This is a genomic window from Pseudomonas paraversuta (genome assembly GCF_904067025.1).
Classification (GTDB): Bacteria; Pseudomonadota; Gammaproteobacteria; order Pseudomonadales; family Pseudomonadaceae; genus Aquipseudomonas; species Aquipseudomonas paraversuta.
This window is the reverse complement of the sequence record NZ_CAJFDA010000001.1, coordinates 4,240,542-4,265,985: the sequence shown is the minus strand read 5'-3', so window position 1 is coordinate 4,265,985 and position 25,444 is coordinate 4,240,542. Positions and strand designations below refer to the sequence as shown.

The 25,444-nt window shown below is 54.2% G+C and carries 17 protein-coding genes, 1 other RNA gene and 2 pseudogenes; 3 read left to right on the top strand and 17 right to left on the bottom strand.

The window, feature by feature from the left end:
- Nucleotides 1-117: 117 nt before the first annotated feature.
- From JQ848_RS19420 to JQ848_RS19410, 3 genes are all read right to left on the bottom strand, one after another.
- Nucleotides 118-1,065 carry a dihydrodipicolinate synthase family protein gene (locus tag JQ848_RS19420; RefSeq protein ID WP_003439474.1) on the bottom strand — a complete coding sequence of 316 codons (948 nt, stop codon included), beginning with the start codon at nt 1,063-1,065 and terminating at the stop codon, nt 118-120.
- A 77-nt stretch (nt 1,066-1,142) separates the two neighbouring features.
- On the bottom strand, nt 1,143-2,069 hold the full coding sequence (locus JQ848_RS19415) for a 4-hydroxyproline epimerase (RefSeq protein ID WP_010656949.1): 927 nt from the start codon (nt 2,067-2,069) through the stop codon (nt 1,143-1,145).
- Between the two features lie 43 nt (nt 2,070-2,112).
- A complete protein-coding gene (locus JQ848_RS19410; RefSeq protein ID WP_010656950.1) occupies nt 2,113-3,750 on the bottom strand; it encodes an APC family permease in 1,638 nt (545 codons plus the stop codon).
- A gap of 373 nt (nt 3,751-4,123) precedes the next feature.
- Between JQ848_RS19410 and JQ848_RS19405 the strand changes: the two genes are divergently transcribed.
- A complete protein-coding gene (locus JQ848_RS19405; protein WP_003439496.1) occupies nt 4,124-4,897 on the top strand; it encodes an AraC family transcriptional regulator in 774 nt (257 codons plus the stop codon).
- 549 nt (nt 4,898-5,446) lie between these two features.
- On the opposite strand, the gene JQ848_RS19400 is transcribed toward JQ848_RS19405, so the two are convergent.
- From JQ848_RS19400 to JQ848_RS19380, 5 genes are all read right to left on the bottom strand, one after another.
- Nucleotides 5,447-7,534: an AIPR family protein gene (locus JQ848_RS19400; RefSeq protein ID WP_127196830.1), complete on the bottom strand. Its 2,088-nt coding sequence runs from the start codon at nt 7,532-7,534 to the stop codon at nt 5,447-5,449.
- Between the two features lie 17 nt (nt 7,535-7,551).
- On the bottom strand, nt 7,552-8,484 hold the full coding sequence (locus JQ848_RS19395; protein WP_202211037.1) for a PD-(D/E)XK motif protein: 933 nt from the start codon (nt 8,482-8,484) through the stop codon (nt 7,552-7,554).
- The gene (locus JQ848_RS19390) at nt 8,474-11,092 is read right to left on the bottom strand and encodes a Z1 domain-containing protein (RefSeq protein ID WP_202211036.1); all 2,619 of its coding nucleotides are present in this window, start codon (nt 11,090-11,092) and stop codon (nt 8,474-8,476) included. The genes JQ848_RS19395 and JQ848_RS19390 overlap by 11 nt, the downstream gene beginning before the upstream one ends.
- Nucleotides 11,093-11,199: 107 nt before the next feature.
- Complete coding sequence (locus JQ848_RS19385; protein ID WP_127196827.1) at nt 11,200-12,666, bottom strand: ATP-binding protein; 1,467 nt, start codon at nt 12,664-12,666, stop codon at nt 11,200-11,202.
- Nucleotides 12,667-12,884: 218 nt separating this feature from the next.
- A complete protein-coding gene (locus JQ848_RS19380; protein ID WP_127196826.1) occupies nt 12,885-14,510 on the bottom strand; it encodes a DNA cytosine methyltransferase in 1,626 nt (541 codons plus the stop codon).
- Nucleotides 14,511-14,571: 61 nt separating this feature from the next.
- Between JQ848_RS19380 and JQ848_RS19375 the strand changes: the two genes are divergently transcribed.
- On the top strand, nt 14,572-14,937 hold the full coding sequence (locus JQ848_RS19375; RefSeq protein WP_408003742.1) for a very short patch repair endonuclease: 366 nt from the start codon (nt 14,572-14,574) through the stop codon (nt 14,935-14,937).
- Nucleotides 14,938-15,018: 81 nt separating this feature from the next.
- Here JQ848_RS19375 and JQ848_RS22800 read toward each other — a convergent pair.
- From JQ848_RS22800 to JQ848_RS19335, 9 genes and pseudogenes are all read right to left on the bottom strand, one after another.
- Nucleotides 15,019-15,329, bottom strand: a pseudogene (locus JQ848_RS22800) (hypothetical protein).
- A pseudogene (locus JQ848_RS19370) lies at nt 15,326-15,766 on the bottom strand (integrase domain-containing protein); the annotation flags it as partial. The pseudogenes JQ848_RS19370 and JQ848_RS22800, both read right to left, overlap by 4 nt.
- Before the next feature lie 75 nt (nt 15,767-15,841).
- Nucleotides 15,842-16,233, bottom strand: a transfer-messenger RNA (tmRNA) gene (gene ssrA, locus JQ848_RS19365).
- Nucleotides 16,234-16,309: 76 nt separating this feature from the next.
- On the bottom strand, nt 16,310-16,609 hold the full coding sequence (locus tag JQ848_RS19360; RefSeq protein WP_003439557.1) for a hypothetical protein: 300 nt from the start codon (nt 16,607-16,609) through the stop codon (nt 16,310-16,312).
- 230 nt (nt 16,610-16,839) lie between these two features.
- Complete coding sequence (locus tag JQ848_RS19355; RefSeq protein ID WP_202211035.1) at nt 16,840-19,644, bottom strand: FAD-binding and (Fe-S)-binding domain-containing protein; 2,805 nt, start codon at nt 19,642-19,644, stop codon at nt 16,840-16,842.
- Nucleotides 19,641-20,312 (bottom strand): LutC/YkgG family protein, encoded by a 672-nt coding sequence (locus JQ848_RS19350; RefSeq protein WP_010656955.1) that lies wholly within the window; start codon nt 20,310-20,312, stop codon nt 19,641-19,643. Before JQ848_RS19350 ends, JQ848_RS19355 begins: the two co-directional genes overlap by 4 nt.
- On the bottom strand, nt 20,309-21,769 hold the full coding sequence (locus JQ848_RS19345) for a LutB/LldF family L-lactate oxidation iron-sulfur protein (RefSeq protein WP_202211034.1): 1,461 nt from the start codon (nt 21,767-21,769) through the stop codon (nt 20,309-20,311). Before JQ848_RS19345 ends, JQ848_RS19350 begins: the two co-directional genes overlap by 4 nt.
- Nucleotides 21,766-22,590: a (Fe-S)-binding protein gene (locus tag JQ848_RS19340; RefSeq protein WP_127196822.1), complete on the bottom strand. Its 825-nt coding sequence runs from the start codon at nt 22,588-22,590 to the stop codon at nt 21,766-21,768. The genes JQ848_RS19345 and JQ848_RS19340 overlap by 4 nt, the downstream gene beginning before the upstream one ends.
- A gap of 139 nt (nt 22,591-22,729) precedes the next feature.
- Complete coding sequence (locus tag JQ848_RS19335) at nt 22,730-24,424, bottom strand: lactate permease LctP family transporter (protein ID WP_010656956.1); 1,695 nt, start codon at nt 24,422-24,424, stop codon at nt 22,730-22,732.
- A 252-nt stretch (nt 24,425-24,676) separates the two neighbouring features.
- On the opposite strand from JQ848_RS19335, the gene JQ848_RS19330 reads away from it, so the two are divergent.
- A complete protein-coding gene (locus tag JQ848_RS19330; protein WP_003439567.1) occupies nt 24,677-25,444 on the top strand; it encodes a GntR family transcriptional regulator in 768 nt (255 codons plus the stop codon).

The window sequence follows — 25,444 nt, the reverse complement described above, 5'->3', positions numbered from 1 at the left end:
GCGGTTCCTGGAGCAGTAGGGGAGTCCGGTTGCCAAACACGGGGCTTGGCAGCCGGGCATAAATAGAGGGCGGCGCGCATCGGGGCGCCGCCGTGCAGGCAGGTGGTGGGCGAAACGTCAGGCGACGTTCTGCTCTGCCGACCAGTTGGCGTACCACTGGCGGAACAACGTGTACTGGTTCTCGGCGTAATTGCGCTGGGCATCGCTGAGCACATCAGTCTCGTTGAAGTGCAGGGTGTATTCCTTGTCACCGTTGAGCACCATCAGGTGCTTGTAGTACAGCACCAGGTCGCAGCCTTCGTCGAAGGACGAGAGCACGGCCAGAGCAGCTTCCAGTTCGCGGGCCAGGCGGCGAGCCTTGGCGTCGCCTTTGGCGGCTTTTTTGCTCAGGGCTACCAGTTGCAGCACTTCGCGCGGCAGGGCGTTGCCGATGCCGGTGATGGCGCCGGTGGCGTTGCAGTTGACGAAGCCATGCACCACCTGGGTGTCGACACCGACCATCAGGGTAACGTCATCGTCCTTGGAGGTGATGTTCTCGGCGGCGTAGCGCATGTCTGCAGCACCACCGAACTCCTTGAAGCCGATCAGGTTCGGGTACTCGCGACGCAGTTCGAAGAACAGGTCGGCGCGGGTGGCAAAGCCGTAGTAAGGGCTGTTGTAGATGACTGCCGGCAAACCCGGAGCGGCTTCCAGGATCGCGGCGAAGTGAGCTTTTTGCGCGGCGGCAGAGGCGCCACGGGACATCACGCGCGGGATAACCATCAGGCCCTGGGCGCCAACTTTGGCTGCATGGGCTGCGTGGGAAACCGCTTCACGGCTGTTGACCGCACCGGTACCGACGATGGTCGGAATGCCTGCGGCCACCAGGCGCGCGACGCCTTCCTGGCGCTGGGCTTCGGTCAGCAGTGGCCAGTCGCCCATGGAGCCGCAGTACACCACGGCGCTCATGCCGATATCGATCAGTTCCTGGCCCTTGGCTACCAGCGCGTCAAAATCCGGCTGGCGGTCAGCGGTGCAAGGGGTCATCAGGGCCGGCATGCAGCCAGTGAAAATGTTATCGGTCATTGCTGTAACTCCTGGAAAATTTATTGTTGTCTATTGAAGCTATAAGGGGCCGTCTGAACGGCATCCGGCGGGGTGGCTCAAATGCCCCACGCGAAGGGATCCTGTTCGTCGATCAGCAGCGTGCTGTCGGCGGTCATGTAGGCGCGGCCAGTAATGGAAGGGCGGATACGCTCGCCTTCCCATTCGTAGCTGCCGATGAACTGGCTGCCAGTGATGCTGGCCTGGACCCAGCGCTCGCCTGCGGCCAGTTTTTCATCGGCTGCCAGGCAAGCCAGCTTGGCGCAGGTGCCGGTGCCGCAGGGTGAGCGGTCGTAGGCTTTGCCCGGGCACATGACGAAGTTGCGGCTGTTGGCCTGGTGGTCCTCGGCAAACAGCTCGACATGGTCGATCAGGGCGCCGTCTTCGCCGTGGATGCCTTGGGCTTCCAGAGCTTTGAGCATCGCCCAGGTGTACTCGGTGAGGGCTTCGACGTTGTCGAGTTGCAATGCTTTGCCGTGATCGGAAACCAGGAAGAACCAGTTGCCACCCCAGGCGATATCGCCGTACACAAGGCCGTGGCCGGGGACGTCCACCGGCACCTGTTTGCGGTAGCGGTAGGCGGGTACGTTGCGCAGGGTCACAGCGCCATCTTCATGCAGCGTGGCGCTGACCGGGCCCACTGGCGTATCGATTTTGTGCACGCCCGGGCTGATGTGCCCCAGATGATGCAAGGAGGCCACCAGGCCGATGGTGCCGTGACCACACATGCCGAGGTAACCGGCATTGTTGAAGAAGATCACGCCACAGGTGGCATCCGGCGAGACCGGCTCACAGTACAGGGCGCCTACCAGCACATCGTTGCCGCGGGGCTCCAGCAGGCAGGCACGACGCCATTGGTCATGCTGGTCGCGCAGGGCATTGAGCTTCTCAGCCATGGTGTTGCCGGCCAGTTGCGGAAAGCCTTTCATGACCAGGCGCGTGGGTTCGCCGCCGGTGTGGGAATCAATGATATGTACTTGTTTCATATACCTGTCCTTTAGACGCGCAAAGAGGCCTGGAATCCCGGGATCAAGCCCCGGCGTATGCCCCGGCGGGATGCGCAGAGTGGGCTGCTGCCTGATGGACTACCTGTTCATCGTCTTCGTCCTCATCTTCCAGGCGCACCAGATGCGCCGGTACACCGGTGGCCGCGCCCCAGTAGTAGATGCCCAGAGCGCAGGTCGCCACCACCAGGTTGTCGAAGGGGTGAGTGAGCACGCCCATGCCACCGAAACTGCCGAGCTTGGAGAGCACGATGGTCACGGCGTAGAAGCCGATCAACCACATGGAAGAGCGAACTTGCTGGGCCAGATTCAGGTGCCAGGTGGGTACAAAGCGACCACACATCAGGTACACCACGAACATCGCGATCTGCAGGCCAAGCAACCAGGACACGGTGTTCCAGCCTGACCAGTAGACAATCAGTGCCGCGATGACGAACGACAGCGGGCCCAGTACCGCCATCCACTTGACCCGGAACGGGCGCGGCATGTCAGGGGCGTTGCGGCGCAGTGCGGCCACGGACACCGGAGCCACGGCGTAGCTGAGCACCAGTGCTGCGGAGACGACGTTGATCAGGGCTTCCCAGGAAGGGAAGGGCATGGTCCAGAACACCGACAGAGCGAAGGTCAGCCACAGCGCAGGGCGCGGGATGCCGGACTTTTCGTCAATGCGGGTGAAGATCTTGAAGAAGGTACCGGTCTTTGCCCAGCCGTAGACCACCCGAGGGGTAGCGTTCATATAGATGTTGCCGCAACCGCTGGGCGAGATCACCGCATCAGCCACCACCAGGTAGGCCAGCCAGCCCACACCCAGGGCCAGGGCGATGTCGCGATAAGGTAGCGCCAGTTCCTTGGACACACTGGTCCAGCCGTTGACCAGCATCTCGGTGGGCACACCGCCGAGAAAGGCCGTCTGCAACAGCACATAAATGGCGGTGGACAGCAGCACCGACAGGATCAGTGCAATCGGGATGGTGCGTTGCGGGTTCTGTACTTCGCTGGCCACCGAGATGATGGGGGTCAGCCCCAGGAAAGCGAAGATCACACCGCCAGCGGAAACGGCCATCTCGATGCCCGCCATGCCGAATGGCGCGAAGCCATGGACCTCGAAGTTTGCCGGTTTGAAGAAGGTGAACAGCACCCCGATCACCAGCAGCGGAACGATGAACTTGAATACGCTGACCAGGTTATTGAACTTGGCGAAAGTCTTCACACTGCGATAGTTGAGCATGAAGAACAGGCAGAGCAGACCGAACTGCATCAGCCAGCCAATCACCGTAGGGGAGTTGGAGCCGGCCTGGGTCAGCCCGGGGAACCAGGCGGCAGCATACTGGCGAGAGGCAACCACCTCGATTGCCACCAGGCTGGAGAAGGCGATCAGGGTGATAAAGCCCATCAAGTAGCCGAGCAACGGGCCGTGGGAGTACACCGGGTAGCGAACTACACCGCCGGCCCGCGGCAGTGCTGCCCCCAGTTCACAGTAAACGATGCCCAGCAGCAGCACGGCAAACCCGCCCAGCAGCCAGGAAAAGATGCCTGCGGGGCCCGCAATGGCGGAAACGTGGCTGGCGGCAAACAGCCAGCCAGAACCGAAGATGGCTCCCAGCCCGATAAACGTAAGGTCTATCAATGAAAGTTGCTTTTTGAACTTACCTTTGCCTGACATGGCGGTGCCTTCTTGTGAGTTATTGGATAGGCAGGAGTGATGTCATTTGAAAACGTTATGCTCGGGATCGCCGTAGATAACGTTGCGGCTGCTAACAACCGCGCACTTATAAAAACCGGGTTCAGGAATCCTTCACTTCCATAGGTCGTGCCGTGTAATCGCCTATACCTTCCTGGATGCGGGCTGACGCTTGCTTGCCAATCCGTCAGAGTTTTTCAAGGGGCATGCAATGGCTCTAGAGTGGACTTTTCAGCGGTTGCTCGATTGATGTTTTTCACTTGGGTCGATGACGAAATCAGCACAATTCCAAATTGCCGACGAGGTGCGGCACGGGTAGACTTTTGCCTGTCCGAACCCTGAGAGAGTGAGAGTCATGCCGCTAAGCGCGTTTGCGATCCTGGGGCAGGGCAGCGACCGGAGTCGCCCTGACAGCCTCGATGAACTACTGGCGGGGGTGGCGTTGCTGTTGCCGCTGCTGGATGTGATTCCGAATGCCGCGATCTTTATCAAAGATATCCACGCGCGCTACGTGATGGCCAACCGCACCCTGGTTCAGCGCTGCGGGTTGAAACAGTTGCAACCTTTGCTTGGCAAAACCAGTGCCGAAGTATTCCCCGCGCAACTGGGCCCCGGTTACACCGAACAGGACCGCCGGGTTCTGGAACAGGGCCTGGTCCTGGAAGACCAACTGGAGCTGCATTTATACGGCAGCCGGGAGCCCGGCTGGTGCCTGACCCACAAACGGCCGCTATATAACCGCAACGGAGAAATCATCGGCCTGGCGGGGATTTCGGTTGACCTGCAATCGGCCGCCGACACGCACCCGGCCTACCAGCGCCTGGCCGCGGTCGACGAATACATACGCGCGCATTTCAATCGCCGCGTCACCTTGGGCGAACTGACGCGAATCGCCGGCATTTCCGTGGCGCAGCTGGAAAGATACTGCAAGCGAGTGTTCCACCTGACGCCGCGGCAGATGATCCAGAAGGTTCGCCTGGAGCACGCCCATCGCCTGCTGCATACCGACATGCCCATCACCGAAGTGGCACTGCAGTGCGGCTATACCGACCACAGCGCTTTCACCCGACAGTTCAAGGCATTGACCGGCTTTACCCCGCGTCAGTATCGGCAGGCTACCGGGCATTGAGGGCCGAGGTGACAGGCAGTACCTGAGGCGTTTTCCTGCGCCATGTCATGGACACACCCCGTCAGCGGCGCTGAAAGCCCTGAATTCCAGGCACAAAAAAGACGTCCGAGGACGTCTTTTTTTGTTGAATTGGTGGGGCCGGGGGAAGTTGAACGGAGCAGGCAAGGTATTGACTAATAATAGTGATTTTAGTAATCGAATTTTGTTGGAATACTGATTGGAATGCCGAGGGTATAGCTTTCCCACTCGATTAACCGCTGAGTCTAATTTATTCCAGCTGTATGAAATGGTGTGCAGCACGCAAATTAATCTTGAATGCTAGTGAATTGCTTGGTCGGATTTACCTGCTGCATGCATGATGCGACTGCGCGACCCTATGCTCCTGTACATGAACGGTGCTCTCCAGTGTGGCTTCGGCCCTCTTAGAGGGCCGAAGCCACGTGGTAATCAAAAAAGTAGCAGCACATATTTTCAGATAAATGTGGATTTAAGCGCGTTTAGATAAAAAGGTAAAAGCAGTAGCTCTCCACTTTTACCTTTATGCTTTATTTAAAGGGCAAGATAGCCATCTTTGACTAATTCTCCACGTAGTTTCCAAAGTTCGATGCATTGGCGTTCTGTAGGGAGCTTGTGTGGTATTTGCGCGGCGATTTTTAATAGATTTATCTGTCGAGGAGAAAGCTTTTCTTTTTTAACTCCCCAGTTCAATAGTCGAGTCCATTCAGCACCAGGTAGATCAACTACCATGATCTGAATTTGAATACTGTCATCAGTCTTTTGTGTAGATTTGGATTTTTTAACTTCTTCGACAGATTGGCGTACCTCTTGGAAAAATTCTTCGGCGTTTGAAACTAAGCTTATTTTTGTATTTTTTACCTGCTCCCAACATGCCTGCATTTTTGCCCATTCAGTAACGTTGTCTTTAGGTCTGTCAGGATCGGTTAGCACATGGAAGACTTTTTCTGAAATTATGGACAATTGCTCGCATAGCGATTGTGGGACAGCTTGTGAGTCCCAGATGGCCCTAAAGTTAAGCTGTTTGCCAAGTGCATCTTCAGATATTAAGTTGTGCAGCTTAGCGATTGAGTACGTGACAATGTTCGCTCGGTACCCTCCTTGATACCACGGCTGCTGACTGACCAAGGCTTCTGTTTTTCTGAAGATGATAGCTAAAGCAACTACCTTGCGGAAATATTCTTCGTTATAGATCTTGCCATCCGATGTCCATGACTTGGAGATAGTGTCGGCGAAGAATATGAAGTTTTTCTGAGCGCCCATGCTTACTCTGTGAGGCTGCTCGCGCCAGCTGTTCTCATATTTTGCAACATCAGTCTTTGTGAAAAGCTGACTTTTTGGGCTTTGCGTTAAGAAATGATTTTTTTGGGCGGCCGATAGTTTTGCTTGCTCATTTAGATATTGGCCACGAGCTCTCTCATAGAACCAGTGTGTACCATACTGAGCCCCGCCGCTTGGTGAGGTAAACAACCTACGGGAGAACTCTTGAAGTCGAATGTGGAACGGATGGTTGGAGAAAAAGTCTGCGTCGCTTACCTTGTTTTGGCTATTCGCGTAACGTGCAATTTCTGGCGTTAACTCACCTGCTTTTTCTGGAGGCAAAACCGAAAGCTTCATTTGAACCATAACTTTCGAGAGGTCCAAGCATTCTTTGCGGGCTGCACCGCCTCTCTTCGCAAACGCTAGTGATGCAGTGGTTTGTCCACCATTCACGATTTGCAGGTTAACGGCGCTTCGAATACGCACCCCGCCTGCATCTTCTTCAAGTTCGACATTTTCAGCAGTAGCTGCAATTCCATTATTGAAAGCGAAGAACATCTCAGGCTGATTGCGTATAGTGTTTTGAATGGCTGCGTTAACTTTTCCTTTAGTGCTGAGAAAGGTTCGAACGTTCCCTTCAAGCAATCTGCTGCCATACATGTCGTATATGTCTGCCAAGGTGTCCCCAGGAATCATGCAGAGATAGGCGCTATAGTCCCCTTGGGACTCGGCTGCCGCAAGACATTTCAATCCACTGCTTACAGTTGAGGAAAAATCAACCACAAGATCATCCCGTCCTGTAGCTGATACATAAGCTGAATGGAATCTTCCAATATCCCAGATATGAAACTCGACTGGGGTTCCTCTCACTTGCTCTTCAGGCCACCCTTTTTGGCGAGTTTTAAGCATCGCGTCGCTGACGAAATAGAAGCGATATTTAGTTATCTTTGAATGCCAATCCATTAGGTCACATGCAAAGCCATGCCCTGGTTGGCTTTCGTCCACGCTACCGTCAGTCAAATTCCCGTCCAATGCTTCCTCTAGGAAGGCGCGTAAGTCACCAATTGCAGCCTTGACATCGGAAGTTACGAATGAGGTAACTTCATCTTCATTGAAGAACTCAGCGACTAGAAGCGCCATCGAATTGTCTGCATCATCAAATGCATAGCCGTCGATGCGCAGCTTTTTGCGTTTTCCGTTAACACCTTCAAATCTACAAACTTCAAAGGATAGAAGCTCTTCAGCCTCTATGAGTCTATCTCCGCAGTCCTCCACAAAAGCAGTGCGGATAAAGTCGCGTGAAGACTCCGCTTTTGAGCGAACGGCCTCTATAAAATCTTTATGGAAAGTATCAAGATTCATATGAATTGACCCGTGCGCTAGATTTGAAAGACTGTGCAATTATTAAGGTTTAACTTGTATGTTACATTGCTAAGACCTGGCGGCAAATCTTGCGGTCGGATGCAAGGGAAGCCAGTGACTACTTTGTAAAGGGAGGTGCTATACAATATCATCACCTGGTTGTCATATTCCGGATGTGTGGAGTACCCACATCTCAATAGGCAGTTTTCAAAGGCTGAGTAGGTTTCGAAGTCTGACTTAAGTGATTTTCGGATATCGTCAACCAGCTGATTCAGCGTAAATCCATTAGCTGTGCTCTCTGCTCCGCTTCCCAGCTGAATAACAACAAGCTGCAATTCGCGGTGGGTATAATCGAGCTGTCTTTCAGATGCAATTGTCACCTCGTTTACTGATGGCCAGACAGTTTTTACTTCCCAAGCCAGCTTCTCGAATTGGAAATCTTGATCAGCCCGATCAGGCCCCTTCCAGCTCTGAATAGCTGCAGGCGCGCTAATCATCTCAATGAGTGATTTGAGGTGAAGAAGTTCGCCGCTCAACCCCCGGACTTGAGATTCGTTCAAGGTTTCTAGGTTGCCTCGTTCGAACAGTAGGCGCCAGCTAACAAGACGCGCTAAAACGAACGGAAGGCCATTAGATTTATCCGAGCATTGGCGTGAAGATGTAATTAAATCTTCACAGAACAATCGAAATAGCTCAAAAAGATCTGGCTTTTCCAATATGAATAGTAGCGACCATCGGCCATCCTCCCGGAGCAGAGTGTGTATTTTTACTGATTGAAGTTCCAAGTCGACGCCGGGATTTTCTTGCGTAATCAACAAAAGAGTGAGTCGACCCAATGAATCCACGCCTGCGTAGAAATCAAGGATGTGCTCTACATCAACTCTGCGAAATCCTGATCCGACCGCTTCTGCTTTCACTGTGTCCCAAATAAGTTTGACTTTATTCGTCATCATCGTCTTCCTCATCATCGTTGTCATCAATTGAGGAGCTATCCCCCGACAACATATTTCGGAGTTCGACAAGGTTAATACGATAAGCTACACGATGACTGCTGATATCAAGGGATGGAAAGCTTAGGCCTATGGCAACAAGCGCGTCGCAATCGGGCGGCAGTTGAAACTTACTTTCTTTTCTGGGCTCAATCAAATGGATTAGCAATAGCGGTGCCTGTCTAACGGCAGTGTATGCTTTACCCGGAATTGTTTGGATAGTCTTTTTGGCTTCGCTTCTATACCTAATCTCTGCTGCCTCGATTTCAGACTTTGACAATCCTGCCTTCTCGTCGGCTGCTGATCCCACCCGCAGTTTAGTCCCGTTAACAAGCAAGGCTTTTATATTGTCATCAATAGATATCTTGCGAACTCTTCTTTTTAGCTCTAACTCTTCTGCAAATTTTATCGAGCTGCCGCTACCCGTGGGTAAAGCTACATCCCATAAATCAAGCTTGTGGTCTGTTGATTTTTCAATAAAATCAGCCAAGCTAGATGTTTGCAACTTTACGCTAAGAGGATGATTGATGAATGCCTTCAGGAATTTTACGACCAGTTGCTTCGGCACGGACCGCCATACGGGGAAGGCGCCATCTTCTATCTTTTTAGAATCTGGACTGCTTGTTACTGATCGTATAAAATTCTGCGCCTCCTTGTAGTTTGAGGAAACTATAGAGGGGTCTTTTAGTAAACGGGGCGACTCCAAGCTCTCTTCAGTAATAGATATTATCTGGACTATTTCATCCGAGTCCCTCATTTTGTTTCTGGCGGTAATGAGTAAAGACTCAGGGTGAGATCTTACGCGAAGCCCGAAATCGATTGGCTTGAGACGAGAGTTCTGCATTCTACGCACTTCGTTACGAAGCTCGTCAGTTGCCTCTGATATATGTGCATACCAATCTGCTGTCTCTTCAGTCATCCAGATTTTACATAGATCTTCGTAACCGGATCGATAGCCGAACCACCGTCCCATTTGAAGTAAAGCATCATACATTTGAGTTGTTCTGTAGAAGTAACTAATACACAACCCTTCAAGCGTCAAACCACGCGCTAGGCTATTGCCACCAACTGCTACTACCCTCAAGCCGTGCTCCTTGTAGGCGGTATAATCTAAACTGGCCGGCCCGCTTTTTTGGTTTACTGCAGTAGTCTGAATCGGCATCGTAGAAGCTGAAAGTTGGGTTTGAACCTGCTGCCACGTTACTTCTAGGTTGGAGAAGTTTCTCTGAAATACGTTGTATAGAGATTTAATGGAGCTGTTACGTATAGCTTCATCGAAAGGTAAGGAAGCGTAATTTCGAATGTCTCCCTGCATCAGCCGGACTTCATGGTCGATGATGTCTCGGACTTGATTTTGTATCAAGGTGAAGTGACTAACATTTACTAGCATGGATCTATGCTTTGGCATCCCAACACGAATGTCCATTAGCGTGTTAACTAAGAAGAAGCATGTGATCGCATCTTTAAGCGATGACGGGACGCCCTCCACCACGCTGTCAGAGGCCTGTCCACGCGGAAAGTAATCTTCGGCATCATCAATAACGTTTAAGCACTCTAGGTCGGAGTTTTCGCCGAAAATCCGGCTTGCCCCAACATAATTTGTAGGCGCGTCTAATGTGTAAATAAAATCGCGAGGGAATAGATCGTCCCCCTCGACATTATTCGTTGTTTCAGGGTTGATGAATACGTTGGCAAACGGAGTCGCGGTAAACCCTACATAACTCGATCTCGGGAAAACTTTCAGCAATCCACGTATTCCCGAATTTATAGCAGTTGCCTTTTTGGGGTTTGTATTGATGGACGCATTGTCCGCCTCGTCATCAATAAGTAGAAGGGGGATGTCAATGTTTCCGCTGGAGCCAGCATTATAATTAACCAGCCACTCGGCAAGGTTTTCGAGGATTCGCTTGTTTTTCTTAACTACAAGAAGAACAGGCTCTCTGTAGTCGTTTAACCTAAATCCAAGTTGGTTTACCATTGCCGCCCGGAAATCTACTACTGTAGACGTAAAGACACCTGCTGAGCGTGCACCATTGATTAATCCAACGCCAATTTCTTTGCGGTGGCGCTTTCGATTGTTTACGACGCCCGAGCTATCCAGTCCTACAAACCCAGAGTCTAAACGTTCCTGAGTTTGTCTTCTCAAACTTTCCAGCGTTCCTGTTAACAGAATTACTAATTTGTACCCGGCATCTGCCGCCTTGCAAATCAAACCTGTATAGTTAGAGGTTTTCCCCGACTGCACGTCGCCCATTACTAAACCTCGGCGCGGCCATCCTGTACGACCTGATGGGTCGCCCATCAAATCTAGGATTTCATCCGTTACCTTATCTAGCGAGTTGACAACCTTTGGACCCCAACCCTGCTTCAAAAGATCGGTTTGATAGCGACTCCAATAAAATGGTTCGATTGCAGCTTTTTTAGCTCTCAGCCAAGGATTGTGCTCATCATAAACACAGTCTCCCAATCCCATATCAACTGTAAGAGCTTCATGAAGTCGCTTAATAACTACTTCGAACTCGTCGTCCGTGACAGTGTAGGGCGGTATACTCCTTAGAGTGGACGCCATGTCAAAGATGGCTCCTTCGGTTGGAACCCCATCAACTGTTAGGGCTGTGATAACGCCCAATTCCAAGCGACGAGCATTAGCTGACAGCACCATCCTTGACGTCTCACTCACAAGTTATATTCCTCAACAATTTTCTTTGTCAGTTCTGGATATAGATTAAATGGTTCTATTAAATGAAGCGACATTAGCAGTTGCCTTCTGGTCGGCGAATCTACGGGCATATTTACTATAATTGTCGAAATCATATCGTTGATGTTTTCTACCGCACTGTCACTTGCGAAATCAGGTCGGACGTCGCTTGCCATACGGTTGTACAAGGCGTCCGCAGGGAATGAACTCTCAATAACCCCTAAAACCAGGTTTAGTCGTGCTCTTCCTTCTTTGTCAAGAGATTTTGAGAACTCTGAAATTAGTGGGTGGTTCCGATTTACATCGAATCTAACGCCTGATCTATCGAGAACTTCGTTCCAGCCAAGGGCGACATCAGAGTCAGAGATTTTGCGACCCTTAAAAGCGATCGTTCTGCCGCTGACGGATCTGATTCTGTCTACAGTGCGTTTTAAGTTTTGCCGAACCAACTCAGGCGGGTGAGCGGCAGATTTCTTTATATCTAGAGTCCAAAGGTGATCAAGTGTGTTGGGGATATCCACCCGTACTCGTGCAAGCTTGCTTAGCTCGTCTTTTCTTGCTAGGCGAAACCAAGTTCCCCAAATTATCAGTCTTCTATTTCTATATATATAGAATCCTTGCTGGCTTCGAAAGCCTTCGTTACCGCCGATCAGCTGTACATCATTGCTACTAAGTTTGCTCATGTGTGGCAAAATAAAAGGTTTGACTATTACCCTTTTGCCTTCGACGGAAAACTTCTCCTCATCCAGAGGCTGAGTAGCTTTATGATTGGCCAAGAAAGGGTCAAATGGAACAATCGCAGAACCGTTGAGAGCCATTGATATTTTTGGCTTGCTCCCTTCTTTTGTTAGGAAACGATGGAAAACAAGTGATAGATGCTCGCGGGCCGCAAGCATTTTCGTTCCCAATGCGTTTTCTGGATCGGCTTCCCCAACAAGCAATTTGTCGAGTTCTTGCCACAGTACCATCGTTCCTGATTTTTTACTTTCTAGCTGACTAAAGTGCGGTAAGGCTTGGTAGTCTGAAATTTCAAGCTGAAGCATGACCCAAGCGCCTTTTTCGATAACGACATCGAGATCCCAGCAAAATGCGTTGATATCAGCATCTTGTTTGGAAATGACAGTCATCCGGCGGCATTGTGATATGGATGCTGTCTTGAGCCCTAAGCCATACCGACCCATATCGTCTTCCCCCCTCTCTAAAAGAGGGTTTTTGCTACCGTGTCGCATTGCGCTCTGCAATACCTCATGCGACATTCCTTTTCCGTCATCTATTATCGCGATGTACGGGTTGTCAGTAGGACGGAACTCGATGTGGATCTCTTTGGCGTGGGCGGAAATACTATTATCAATTAAGTCCGCCAACGCCGAATCCAAGGTGTAGCCAATTGACCGCATTGATTCGAGCAGTGACGCTGCGTGGGGAGGGTGCTGAACCTCTATCATCGCACCAGTCTCCTAGTACAAAAGGTAACCAAGACTCTCTCCAACAACATTTCTATCCCCCAAGGGTTCGCGTTGATTTCCTACAGTCCCTCTACCGTGGGGCATAAGTCGCACACGGCAGGGTGTGACATCCATTGGCCACTATTCCTCGCATGAAAATGGTTATGATGCAAGCCTCATTTTCAGCCTCCGCTGCTTTGGACCTGCCTAGTCATCATTTAGATGATCATCGAATCCACTACTCCTGCATGCTCCGGACTTGAAGCTCCGCCCTTAATTATACGCTCTACTAGTTTGGCAATTTTACTTGCAAGAAGCGGTGGGACTGCATTCCCAACTTGGTGGTATTGCTGTGTGCGATTGCCTAGGAAAAAATAATTATCTGGGAAAGTTTGCAATCTGGCTGCTTCCCTAACAGTCAGGCTGCGACATTGATTGGGGTCATAATGAATAAAATAATGGCCATCTTTCGATATATGGCTTGTAATCGTTGAGGAGTACTGGTTGTTAAGTTGTACTCTAAAGCGATCGCTAAATTTACCACTTTCCCAGTTTTTATGGTCAGGTGCCAATCCGGGAAGATTGAATTCTTTATGGCCCTTTGGAGAGATATGATGAGCCTGTGCGAAGACGGAGGCATATACATATCGCTTGAGATCTGCACTCATGTGACTTCGAGCTTCATGGTTGAGCCAAACGTTTAACCTGTCGTCTGTAAACCACGAGTTCAAATCCTCCGATCTTGTTCTTCCACTCCAAGAGCTTGTCTTTCTTACTCTCAGCCCGCCATTATCCAACCTGCCTCCCGAAAATGAATCTCGGAAGATTTTAAGGTTCATCTCTAAGTTTGGGTCCTGCTTCCCAGAGGAAATCAGGTCTGCATATAAGGTGTCCAAGTGATTTAAAACTTCACTGCACCACTTGTCTGGAGTGTCATTTCCCCTCGATAGCGTACTTCGTAGGGGCGGAAGGTTTCCGATTACGTCTCCAACTGTAACTGGTTCGGCAGTTTCAAGCTTGTGCTCGTTAACCTCACCAATGTAATCTTGTGAAACACCGATCAAAATGACCCGATGGCGACCTTGTGGGATGCCATAGTCTTCAGCGCGTATTACAAAGTTACTAAAGTCAATTGAATCTGGCGGCATTCCTGATTCATATATTTCATTAGAGACCAAGGAGCAGATTTTATATTTTGTACCACATCCGTTTTTGATACCTAATGCGGCATCAGGGTCAGCTAGGTCTTGGAGTATTTGTGGGAATATTTGAGTTCCGCTAACCTTAGAGGAAAGAATCCCTTTGACATTTTCCATGACAAATACTGCAGGGCGCTTGCTCTGAATTATCCGAAGATATTCCCGGTAGAGGAAGTGGCGTTGGTCATCTTCCGCTTTGTATTCTGCATTTCCCTTGTTGCGTGCTCGCCCAACTATTGAATAAGCTTGGCAAGGGGGGCCACCAATCAATACCCAAGGTTTACTGGTATCTAGTCTAGTTTCTAGAATGCGGTCTAGCTCGGCATTTCCCTCCGCACTCCCTAGTTTAATTTGGCGGGCCTCTTTATCTGCATGCTGCCATTCTTTGGCGCTGTTCGAAGTCCAAGGTTGTGATGCCCTACCCGTCTCGCAGTAGTAATAGTAGTCGTCAAGGGCTGCTGGATTATTTTTTTTAAGCGCGCGATAAAATGCACGGAGTCTTAGCGTAGATCGAGCGAACGGGTCCATTTCTGCTGAGACTAATACATCAAAGCTTCTGCCCTCATTGAGTGAAGAGAAACCTTCACCAAGGCCGCCAGGGCCAGCGAAGAGATCCACGACCTGTAAAGGGTTGTTACAATTCATGAGCTACATCTGCCAAAGGTAAACGAAAGTGGATGTTGTAGATAAAGCGACCAGATCTCGGATGATGGCTGCGATAACCGGCAAAAATACACAGCCCGAGCTCACATTGCGCCGTTTCCTTTATGCTTTGGGTTATCGTTTTCGCCTGCACCGCAAGGACCTCCCTGGCAAGCCCGACATTGTAATGCCCAAGCTCCTGACCTGTATATTTGTACACGGATGTTTTTGGCATCGACATGCGGGCTGTCCATACGCTACTACACCTAAGACTCGGAGCGAATTCTGGGCGGCAAAATTTTCAAGCAACGTTGAAAGAGACCTCGAAAATGTACAGACGCTGCAGGCCAAAGCTGGACGGTCATGGTTGTGTGGGAGTGCGAGATCAAGCAAGGCGGGGGGCGCTTGTCTGATTTACATGAGGCCCTAAAGGTGAGGGAATTGTCCGCTGCCTCAGCGAGGCCTCGCTTTAGGTAATGTTGGTGCCGACTGGACATGGTGATCGTGGCTTCTACGGCCGTCTGCGGCAGGGGTGCTTGTCAATTGATCGATTTGTCAGCAACCACGTAGTCCCTAGCCGTTTACTGATTAGTAAAGCGATGAGTTTGTAGTAGTACTGGCTTGCGCTTGAGTGGTCCTTTAGAAAGTGAGTCAAAAACCAGCGCATATGCTTTTGCTGCCAGGTCCAAGGGGGTTTCGTTACCAGCGGTGCTGGATCGCCGCTTGCATGATTTGAGTTTGTCGGAGGTGTCTTTGCTGCGTGCTCTTCGAGCCGCACTGAACGCCGATCAGGTACAGCGTCATATTAAAGGATTTGCTCATGAGCGGCCACCGATGTAGGTCGAAACCACATCGAGCCGGTTATGTCCGAGCTCAAGACTGATTTGTAGGCGTGCCTGTTTATCTAGGTCGGGGTCGATGCGATAGCAGTGGCCGCCATTGATTGGGGCTGCATAGCCTGTGAAATGCTCGTAGCGTTTGCAAGCGTAGGCGGCGCCCAGTTCATGAAATCCCTTTAGCTTGTGCCTATGCTGAATCTTGCGGGCGGGGCGCACAGTCAATTGCAGGAACGCGGCGTAGATTTCTTCTGGGGCCAGCAGGTTACGGCTGCCCCTCGGTGATGCATTTCTTGCGAAGAGGATTGCCTCGTTTACCTCATTGTTAGCAGTAATCCATCGCGGCTCTGATGCCCCAGAGCGACCGCCTTTGGTGCCGTCTTGGATATTGATGCGACCCAAATGCTTGGCCTCGTTGCGCAACAGCCATGAAACCCCCGTATTCACTCGATTTCAGGCACAAAAAAAGACGTCCGAGGACGTCTTTTTTTGTTGAGTTGGTGGAGCCGGGGGGATTTGAACCCCCGTCCGCCAGTACTCCGCTGTCGGTACTACATGCTTAGCCGTATCTATTAAGTTAACCCTCAGCGACCCGAAGGGCAGGGTGCTTTGGGCGAGTTGTGTAAGTTTTAGCCGATTCGTCCACAACGTACTGCACGGCGATCCTGTTCTATATGACAATCACTTCAGGTTTACAGGCATCCCCTAGTGATTGCTGGACCCGAAGGTACCAGGAGGATGGCTAAGGCAGCTTACGCTGCGAGAGCTTGACCCTCGTAGGTTTCGTCATTGGCAACTATAAGTAGTTGCAACAGTGGATTTACGAGTTCTGTTACCAACTCGGCATGCACCTAGAGTTTCGCAACCGGCGTCGAATCCTAAACGGCCCCGATGCTTGCTGTGTATTACCAGCAAGCTAGCGGAGTGTACGCCTTTGCGGCGCAGAAGGCCAACCCCATCAAGGGCTTACTTGCCGTCATCACCACCTTTGTTGTTATCCTGGATGCGCTGGAGCAATTGAGTGGTGGTTGAAATGCAGGCTTTGTCATCGCCGCTGGCCTGTTCTTTCTTGGCCTTTTCGTAACCAGCCTTGATGTCGTCGGCGGTGTTTTCACTTGTCTGGCCAGAAGTAGCCATGGCGTTTTCAATGCTTTGCAGGTTGATGGCGCACAAATCATCCTTTGCAGGAACGGTTTCAGCCGCAAACACCGGAGAGGCCAACATCACAGCGGAAATAAACAGACCAGCAAGAGCGGTACGCTTCATGGGGAAAACTCCTTGTGTACAGGGTAGGCCCGGTGTCTCCGGACTCGGTTATATGCCCCAAACATTGGGGCCTTAAGCCAATTGACTATAGCTGTGCTCAGGAGTTCTGCCTGTATTTGGCCGCCATGGAATGAGTTTTTTTATGCCCAAAAGTGGGGCGTTTTTTTGAGTGTTCGGCAGGGCGTCCGGGGCGAGCCAGCTTGCATGCCGTCGACGTAAAAAGCTCGCTCCTACAGGGTGGTGGTCACCCGGTCCACCAGATACACCAGCCCGTGGTAATCGATTCCGCCATGTTGGCTCAGGCCGATTTCGCAGGTGCGACTGGTGGATATCCCTTCACTGCAATGCTGCACGGCGTCTTTCAGGGTGCGCAGCGAGTGGGCGTTCAACTCCGGTGTGGTGAAGCCTTTGTCGCCGGCAAATCCGCAGCAATGAATCCCTTCGGGAATCACTACCTGGGTGCTGCACAGCCGTGCAATGTCGATCAGCGCCTGGCTTTCGCCAAGGTGCTGGGTGCTGCAAGTGACATGCACGGCAATCGGCGCGGTCTGCGGGGTGAAGTTCAACTTGTGCACAAGGTGGGTGCGGATAAAACGCACCGGGTCGTACAGGTCCAGGCGCGACTGGTTCAGGTCCTGCACCAGGCGCAAGGTACAAGGGCTGGTGTCGCAGTAGATCGGATCAAGCCCGCCACGGCTGGCATGCAGCAGGGCGCCGATGAGTTCCTGGCGTTTGTGTTCGGCCTGTTCGGCATAGCCTTTGGAGGCAAACGGCTGGCCGCAACACAGGCTGTCCATGTTGTCGGGGAACACTACCTGGTAACCGGCTTTTTCCAGCAGGCCGCGGGTTTTATCCAGAAGCGACATTTGCTCGCTGTCGCCTGCCGCCGGCCCCATCACCCGTGAAACGCACGCGGCCAGATACACCACGCGCGGCCGTGCATCATTGTCCGGCGGGCTGAAACGAATCGGCCGTTCGGGTTGCGGCATGGCGTTGGTCCACAAGGGTACCCGGCCTTTGCTTGCCCGGGTCAGCGCGGCCGAGATTTTGCCCAGCCGCGGCGCACCCAGCAGCATGCGTGCGCCATTGGCGGCGTGCAGCATGAAGCGGGCGCCTTGCAGCGTGGTTGTAAAGTGATTTCCCAGCCAGTCGGCGGTTTTCACGTTGTGGGCGCTGCGGGCCCGGAGTTTTTTCACCAGCTCGCCGGTGTTGATGCCCACCGGGCAACGCTGTGCGCATAAACCGGTAGCGGCGCAGGTGTCGATGCCCTGGTAGGCGTAGGCTTTTTCCAGTTCTAGGGTGTCGATACCTGCGCGCTTTTTGGCCTGAATGTCGCGCCAGATCACAATCCGCTGGCGCGGGCTGAGGGTCAGGCCTTTTGATGGGCATACCGGCTCGCAGAAGCCGCACTCGATGCACTTATCCACAATCTCGTCAGCGGCGGGCATCGGTTTCAGATGCTTTAGATGGATGTGCTGGTCTTCGCTGAGGACCACGTCCGGGTTGAGAATGCCCTGGGGGTCCAGCAAACGCTTGAGCTGCCACATCAACTGGTAGGCATCGCTGCCCCATTCCAGTTCTACGAAAGGCGCCATGTTGCGCCCGGTGCCGTGCTCGGCTTTGAGCGAGCCGCCAAATTCCACGGCCACCAGTTGCGCCACGTCATCCATAAATGCCTGGTAACGCGCCACTTCTTCGGGGTTGTTGAAACCCTGGGTGAAGACGAAGTGCAGGTTGCCCTCCAGGGCATGGCCAAACAGGATCGCTTCGTCGTAGTGGTGTTTGTCGAACAGCTCGATCAGGCGATTGACGCCGATGGCCAGTTGTTCGACCGGGAAGGTCACGTCTTCGATGATGACCGTGGTCCCGGTTTTGCGCACGGCGCCGACTGCAGGGAAGGTGTCTTTGCGGATCGCCCACAGTTTTGCGTTTTCCACCGGGTCCTCGGTGAAGTCGACTTGTTTCTCGACCGGGAACGCCGCCATCGACGCCATGATTTGCGCAAGTTGTTCGTGCAGTAAGGCCGAGGTTGCGGCACGGGACTCGATCAACAGGGCGCAGGCATTGGCCGACAGCTGTTGTACGAAAGCCGGCATGCCGGGCTTGTCCTGTACCGAGCGCAGGCTGCGACGATCCAGTAGCTCCACGGCGGACACAGGTTGGCTTTTCAGTACGGTGACTGCGTTGCAACAGGTTTCAACGTCGGGGAACACGATCAGCGCCGAGGCTTTGTTCGGATGGTCGATTACCGTGTCGTAGGTCACCGAGCTGATGAAGCCCAGCGTGCCTTCGCTGCCCACCAGCAAGTGGCTGAGGATATCCAGCGGGTCATCGAAATCCACCAGGGCGTTGAGCGACAGGCCAGTGGTATTTTTCAGACGGTATTTATGGCGAATTTTGGCAGCCAGTTCGGGATTGGCGCGGGTCTCGCGGGCCAAAGTCGCCAGCTGTTCGAGCAATGGAGCATGGCTTTGGCGGAAGGCGGCGACGTTGTTCGCGTCTTCGGTATCGACCCGGGTACCGTCGGCCAGCACCACGCGCAGGCCAGCCAGGGTGTGGTAGGTGTTTTGCGCGGTGCCGCAACACATGCCGCTGGCATTGTTGGCGACGATGCCGCCGATTTTGCAGGCGTTGATCGAGGCCGGGTCGGGGCCGATCTTGCGCCCGAACGGTGCCAGCCAGGCGTTGGCCTGGGCGCCGATAACCCCGGGTTGCAGGCGGATTTGTGTGCCCTGGCCGCGTATTTCCTTGGCGTTCCAGTTATCCCCAGGCACGATCAGCACCGAGTCGCTGATGGCCTGCCCCGACAGGCTGGTGCCGGCGGCGCGAAAAGTCACCGGCACCTGATCGCGACGGGCGAGGCGCAGCAGTTCGACCACTTCGTCTTCGGACTCGACGCGGATCACCAGCTTGGGGATCAGCCGATAGAAGCTGGCGTCAGTGCCAAAGGCCAGGGTGGACAGCGGGTCGCTGAAACGGCGGTCCTGCGCGATCAGTTGTTCGACATCACGCACAAAGGCAACGGGCAGGCTCATGCATCCTCCAGGATCAACACCACCAGGTCTTTCGGGCCGTGGGCGCCGTAGGCCAGCACTTGCTCGATATCGGCGGTTTTCGACGGGCCGGATACCAGTAATGCGTTGGTTGGCATCCCGGCGGCCCAGTTCATCTCTTGCTGCACCTGATAGAAGTTGTCGCGGATTTCGCTGGCCTTGAGCAGGGCGAAATGCACCGGCGGTACCAGGCTCATCAGGCGCGGTTCTTCAGGGGTTGGCCACATGATCAGGCTGCCGGTGGCGGCAATCGCGCCCAGGGTCGTGGTCAGGCTGGCCGGGGTGTCATTGAACAGTTCGGCTTTCCATTCTTCCACCGGACGGTTGTAGGCCTTGAGCGGCGCCAACCCGGGATTTCGCTCCCAGTGCGCCGTCACTTTTTGCCCGTGGGCCGTGGTCGGGGCAATCAGCAGGCTCGGCAGTTGACGGTCGGTGACCAATTGCGCCAACAGTGCGGGCCAGTCCTGTTCGGTGCTGAGGTGGATTTCGGTGTGCACCGCTTCCATCAGTTTGCGCAGCTGAGGGATGCGTTGTTCCGGGGTATAAGTCCAGGGTTGTGTCACCAGCACTTCGTCGAAGTTGTCAGGCACCGGTGTGGTCCCTGTCAGACTGTTACGCAGTTTGTTGAGGATGTTTTGTCTAGCGCTCATCGCGGGTCTCCCGATTTTTTCGCCAGGTGCTCGCGGGCCATATCGTGCAGGGAGCGGGCTGCGGGTTTGGGGGCACTGTGGTTTTGCGTCCACGGCCCGACATTGCTCGGCGTGAGCCCGCGCAGGCGGGTGGCAGCCTTGAGGAACACGCGGTAGAGGGTGGGAGAGCTATTGAGTCTGGCCCACATGTTCCAGACCAGGCGCTCTTTGCGCGAGTACTTGCTGCCTTGGCCGCGCATGATTCGGGGCGAAGCATCCGGCGCTTTGACGTTCTCTTCGCGCAGGCGGCGCAGCAGGGCCGGGATCGGAATTTTTACCGGGCACACTTCGCCGCAGGCACCGCACAGCGACGACGCGCTGGGGTGATCCGGAACTTTGGCCAGGCCCACCATGTGCGGCGTGATGATTGCACCAATCGGCCCCGGGTAAACCTCGCCGTAGGCATGGCCGCCGATGCGCGTGTATACCGGGCAGTGGTTCATGCAGGCACCACAGCGGATGCAGTTAAGAGTCTGGCGTAACTCGCTGTCGGCAAATGCCTGGCTGCGGCCATTGTCGAGCAGTACCAGATGCACTTCTTCGGGGCCGTCCAGTTCGCCGGGTTTGCGCGGGCCGGAGATCATATTGACGTAGGTGGTGATCGGCTGGCCGAGGGCCGAGCGGGTCAGCAGTGACAGCAGTGGCACCACATCACGCAGGTTTTCGACGACTTTTTCGATACCGGTGACGGCGATATGCACCGGCGGCACTGTGGTGGACATGCGGCCATTGCCTTCGTTTTCCACCAGTAACAGGGTGCCGGTTTCGGCGACTGCGAAGTTGACGCCGGACACGCCGATGTCAGCCTCAAAGAATTTCTGGCGCAGCACGCGTCGGCCGATCTGGATCAGATGGTCGACGTCTTTGGTGTAGTCCACACCGAGTTTTTCGTGGAACAAGTCAGCCACTTGCCCGGCATTCTTGTGGATCGCCGGCATGATGATGTGGGACGGCTTCTCGTTGTCGAGTTGAACGATGTACTCGCCCATGTCGGACTCAAGGCATTCAATGCCCTGGGCGCCGAGCACGTGGTTCATCTCCATCTCTTCGCTGACCATGGACTTGCCTTTGATCACTTGCCTGGCTGAGCGCCGGCGAGCAATGGACATCACGATTTCATTGGCCTGGTCGACGGTTTCGGCCCAATGCACCTGCACGCCGTTGCGAGTCAGGTTGGCTTCCAGTTGTTGCAGCAGGTCGGGCAGTTTGGACAAGGCGCGTGCGCGCACTGCATTGCCCAGGGCTCGCAAGTGTTCGCGTTCATGGGCGTCGCTGAAGGACGCCGCACGTTTGGTCATCAAAGAGTCCATGGCACTGCGAAAGTTGTTTCGCAGTTGCGTATCAGCCAAGGCTTCGTGGGCGCGCTCGCGAAAGTCTTCTTCAATCGCGACGGTGGGGATCAGTGTGCTGGCGCTCATTGCTGGCCTCCGGTGCGCTGCCACAAGAAGCTGGCAAGATGCTGGCCGCGCAGGGCCTGCTTCTGTTTTTCCAGCGAGCCATTGATATTCATCAGGCAGCCGCAGTCGGCAGTCAGTACCTGATGGGCGCCGGTTTCAATCAAGGAGCGGGTCTTGTCGGCGACCATGGCCCCGGAAATATCCGGCATGCGTACGCTGAATGTCCCACCAAAACCGCAGCATTCACTTTCGTGGCTGTGGTCGATACGTTCGACATTACTCAGTTGCGCGAGCATTTCGCGGCCATGCAGGTGGGTGTTCATTTCGCGCCGTGCGGAGCATGAGGTGTGCAGCGCTACTTTGACCGGAGCACCGCTGTCCTTGAATTGCACCTTGCACACAAACAGCAGGAATTCGGTGAGTTCGAAGGTGCGATCGGCCAGGGCGTGGACCTTGAGCAGGGTTTCGGGCTCGTCCTTGAACAGGTCTTCGTAGTGCTCGCGCAGCATCCCGGCGCAAGAGCCGGACGGCACGACCACGGGATAGTCTTCGGCGAACAATGCCAACTGCGACCGTGCGACTTCGCGGGCCTGATCGGTGTAGCCGGAGGTATAGGCCGGTTGTCCGCAGCAGCTTTGGCCCTGGGGGTAGTCGACTGCGATACCTTCGCGTTCGATCAGGTGAATGGCGTCCATTCCGGCTTCGGGGAAGAACAGGTCCACTACGCAGGTGCCAAACAGATAGACCTTGCGTGGCTTGTGCGAGGGGTATTGACGAGGTGTCGGGAGGGGCGGGGCGACGCGGGTCGCATTCGGCACGGCGTTGTAAAAAAGCTCGCTCATCAGGCGTCTCCGGGTGGTCCCGGTTATGTGTCCGCGTCAGCAGCTGAAACCGTCTTCAGCCGCCAGGCAGACCGGGTTTGGAATGAATGACGCCGGCGTGCAGGCCGGCGCCTTTTATCGTGCAGTAACCATAGTCTTATTAGTGCACCAGCATGCCGGTGAACCAGTAGGCCTGTGCCAGTGTGATCAGGCCAACGATGGTGGCGAAGAACAGGCTGTGCTTGAGGGTGAAGCGGAACAGGTCGGACTCTTTGCCCACCAGGCCGGTGGCCGCACAGGCTACGGCGATTGATTGCGGGGAAATCATTTTGCCGGTCACGCCGCCGCTGGTATTGGCCGCAACCATCAACACGTCGCTGACGCCGATCTGGTGCGCGGTGGTGGCTTGCAGCGAGCTGAACAGCGCGTTCGAGGAGGTGTCGGAACCGGTCAGGAATACGCCCAGCCAGCCGAGGAACGGCGAGAAGAACGGGAACGCCGCGCCAGTCCCCGCCAGCACCAGAGCCATGGTGGAAGACATGCCCGAGTAGTTGGTGACGAAGGCAAAGGCCAGCACCATGCCGATGGACAGGATCGGCCAGCGCAGTTCGTAGAGGGTCTCTTTGAAAGTGGTAAGACCAGTCTTGATGTCAATTTTCAGGATCAGCATCGAGATCAATGCAGAGAAGAAAATCGCTGTGCCGGTTGCTGAAATCGGGTCCAGTTTGAACACGGCAGCAATGGCGGTCGGTGCGTTTACGATGGGTGCGGTTTTGATCACTAGTTGATCAAGGTGCGGAATGGCGAAGTTGAACACCCAGCCATACATCTCGCCGCCCGGGGAGAACAGGGCCTTGAACGGTTTGAGGGTCCAGATGGTGACCAGAACGGTGAGGATCAGGAACGGCGACCAGGCTTTGAGAATCTGCATCAGGCTGTAAGGCGAAGCCATGAGGTTGCTCGGTTTGCCGAAACCTCCTGCGCTGGCTGTCACGATTACGTCAGAGGAAACGCCTGCGATCTGTGCGCCTGCAGTCCGTTTTGGCTGCCAGACTTTCAGGAACAAGGTCAGGCTGACCAGGCTGGCGAGGGCAGAGGTAATGTCCGGCAGCTCAGGGCCAATGAAGTTCGAGGTGAAGTACTGGGTGACGGCAAAGCTCAAGCCGGCCACCAGGGCTGCCGGCCAGGTTTCACGCACGCCGCGCAGGCCGTCCATCATGAATACCAGCCAGAAGGGTACGAACAGCGACAGCAATGGCAACTGACGGCCAGCCATGGCGCCGATCTTGAACGAGTCGATGCCCGTCACTTGGCCCGCCACGATGATCGGAATGCCCAGTGCGCCGAACGCTACGGGGGCGGTGTTGGCAATCAGGCACAGGCCCGCCGCGTACAGCGGGTTGAAGCCCAGGCCTACGAGCAGTGCGGCAGTAATGGCTACCGGCGCGCCGAAACCGGCTGCACCTTCGAGGAAGGCACCGAAGCAGAAGCCAATCAGCAGCACTTGCAGGCGCTGGTCATCGGTGATCGACAGTACCGAACTGCGGATGATTTCGAACTGACCACTTTTAACAGTCAGTTTGTAGAGGAACACCGCGGCAACGATGATCCAGGCAATTGGCCAGAGGCCATAGGCAAATCCATAGCCGGCAGCTGCGAAGGCCATGTCGACAGGCATCTGGAAGGCAAAGATGGCCACCACAATGGACAGGGCAAGGGTAATGCTCCCGGCGACGTGTCCTTTGAGACGGAACACGGCCAGAGCCAGGAAGAAAAACACGATCGGAATGACAGCCGCGAGAGCGGACAGGCCGAGGCTGCCGAGCGGGCTATAGAGCTGTTGCCAGGTTTGCATATGGGGTGGCCCCTAATTGTTATTGGTCGAGCGTGCTTGGATAATTGGTATTACCAATTTACAACCGCTACCGGCTAGGGTAAAAGCCTTATGCGGTATGTGTCAATTTGCCGCTCTTAAATCTTTTGTCGGGATGTTCGTGTTCAGTGCATCTGATGGGGGCCGGAGCGGCGCTTCTGATGGGTGTGCGGATTGCGCCAATCGGCGAGAATAGCGGCCCCCGGCGCTCGGTCGGGAGGGTGGAGAGCAGTTATGGGGTTTGATCAAATTCGTCAGCGCCGTTTGTCGGACGATATTGTCGAGCAGCTTGAGGGCATGATCCTTGAGGGAACGTTGAAGTCAGGCGAGCGCTTGCCGGCTGAGCGTGCGCTGGCGGAGCAGTTTGGTGTGTCGCGCCCGTCGTTGCGCGAGGCCATTCAAAAGCTGTCGGCCAAAGGTTTGCTGGTCAGTCGCCAGGGCGGCGGCAATTATGTGGCGACTGCGCTGGGTTCGACGTTTAGTGATCCGTTGTTGCAATTGCTGGAGAGCAATCCCGAAGCGCAGCGCGATTTACTGGAGTTTCGCCATACCCTTGAGGCCTCATGTGCCTTTTACGCGGCATCGCGCGCCACCGAGATGGATCGCGAGCGTCTGCGCCTGGCCTTTGAGCAGTTGCAGGATTGTTATGCACGGGTCGATGAGGTGAGCCGCGCCGAGGAGGGCGAGGCGGATGCCAACTTCCATCTGGCTATCGCCGAAGCCAGTCATAACGCAGTGTTGCTGCACACCATTCGGGGCTTGTTCGACCTGCTCAAGCGCAACGTGGTGACCAACATCGGGGGTATGTACAAGCAGCGCAGTGAAACGCGCGACATGCTGATCAGTCAGCATCGCGAGTTGTATCTGGCGATTATCGAGGGGCGTGCAGAGGATGCCCGGGAAGTGGCGAGCCGGCACCTGGTATACGTGCAGGAAGTTCTGGAAGAAGTGCGTCAGGAAGTTCAGCGCATGGCGCGGGCTGAGCGGCGTAACGGGTTGTAA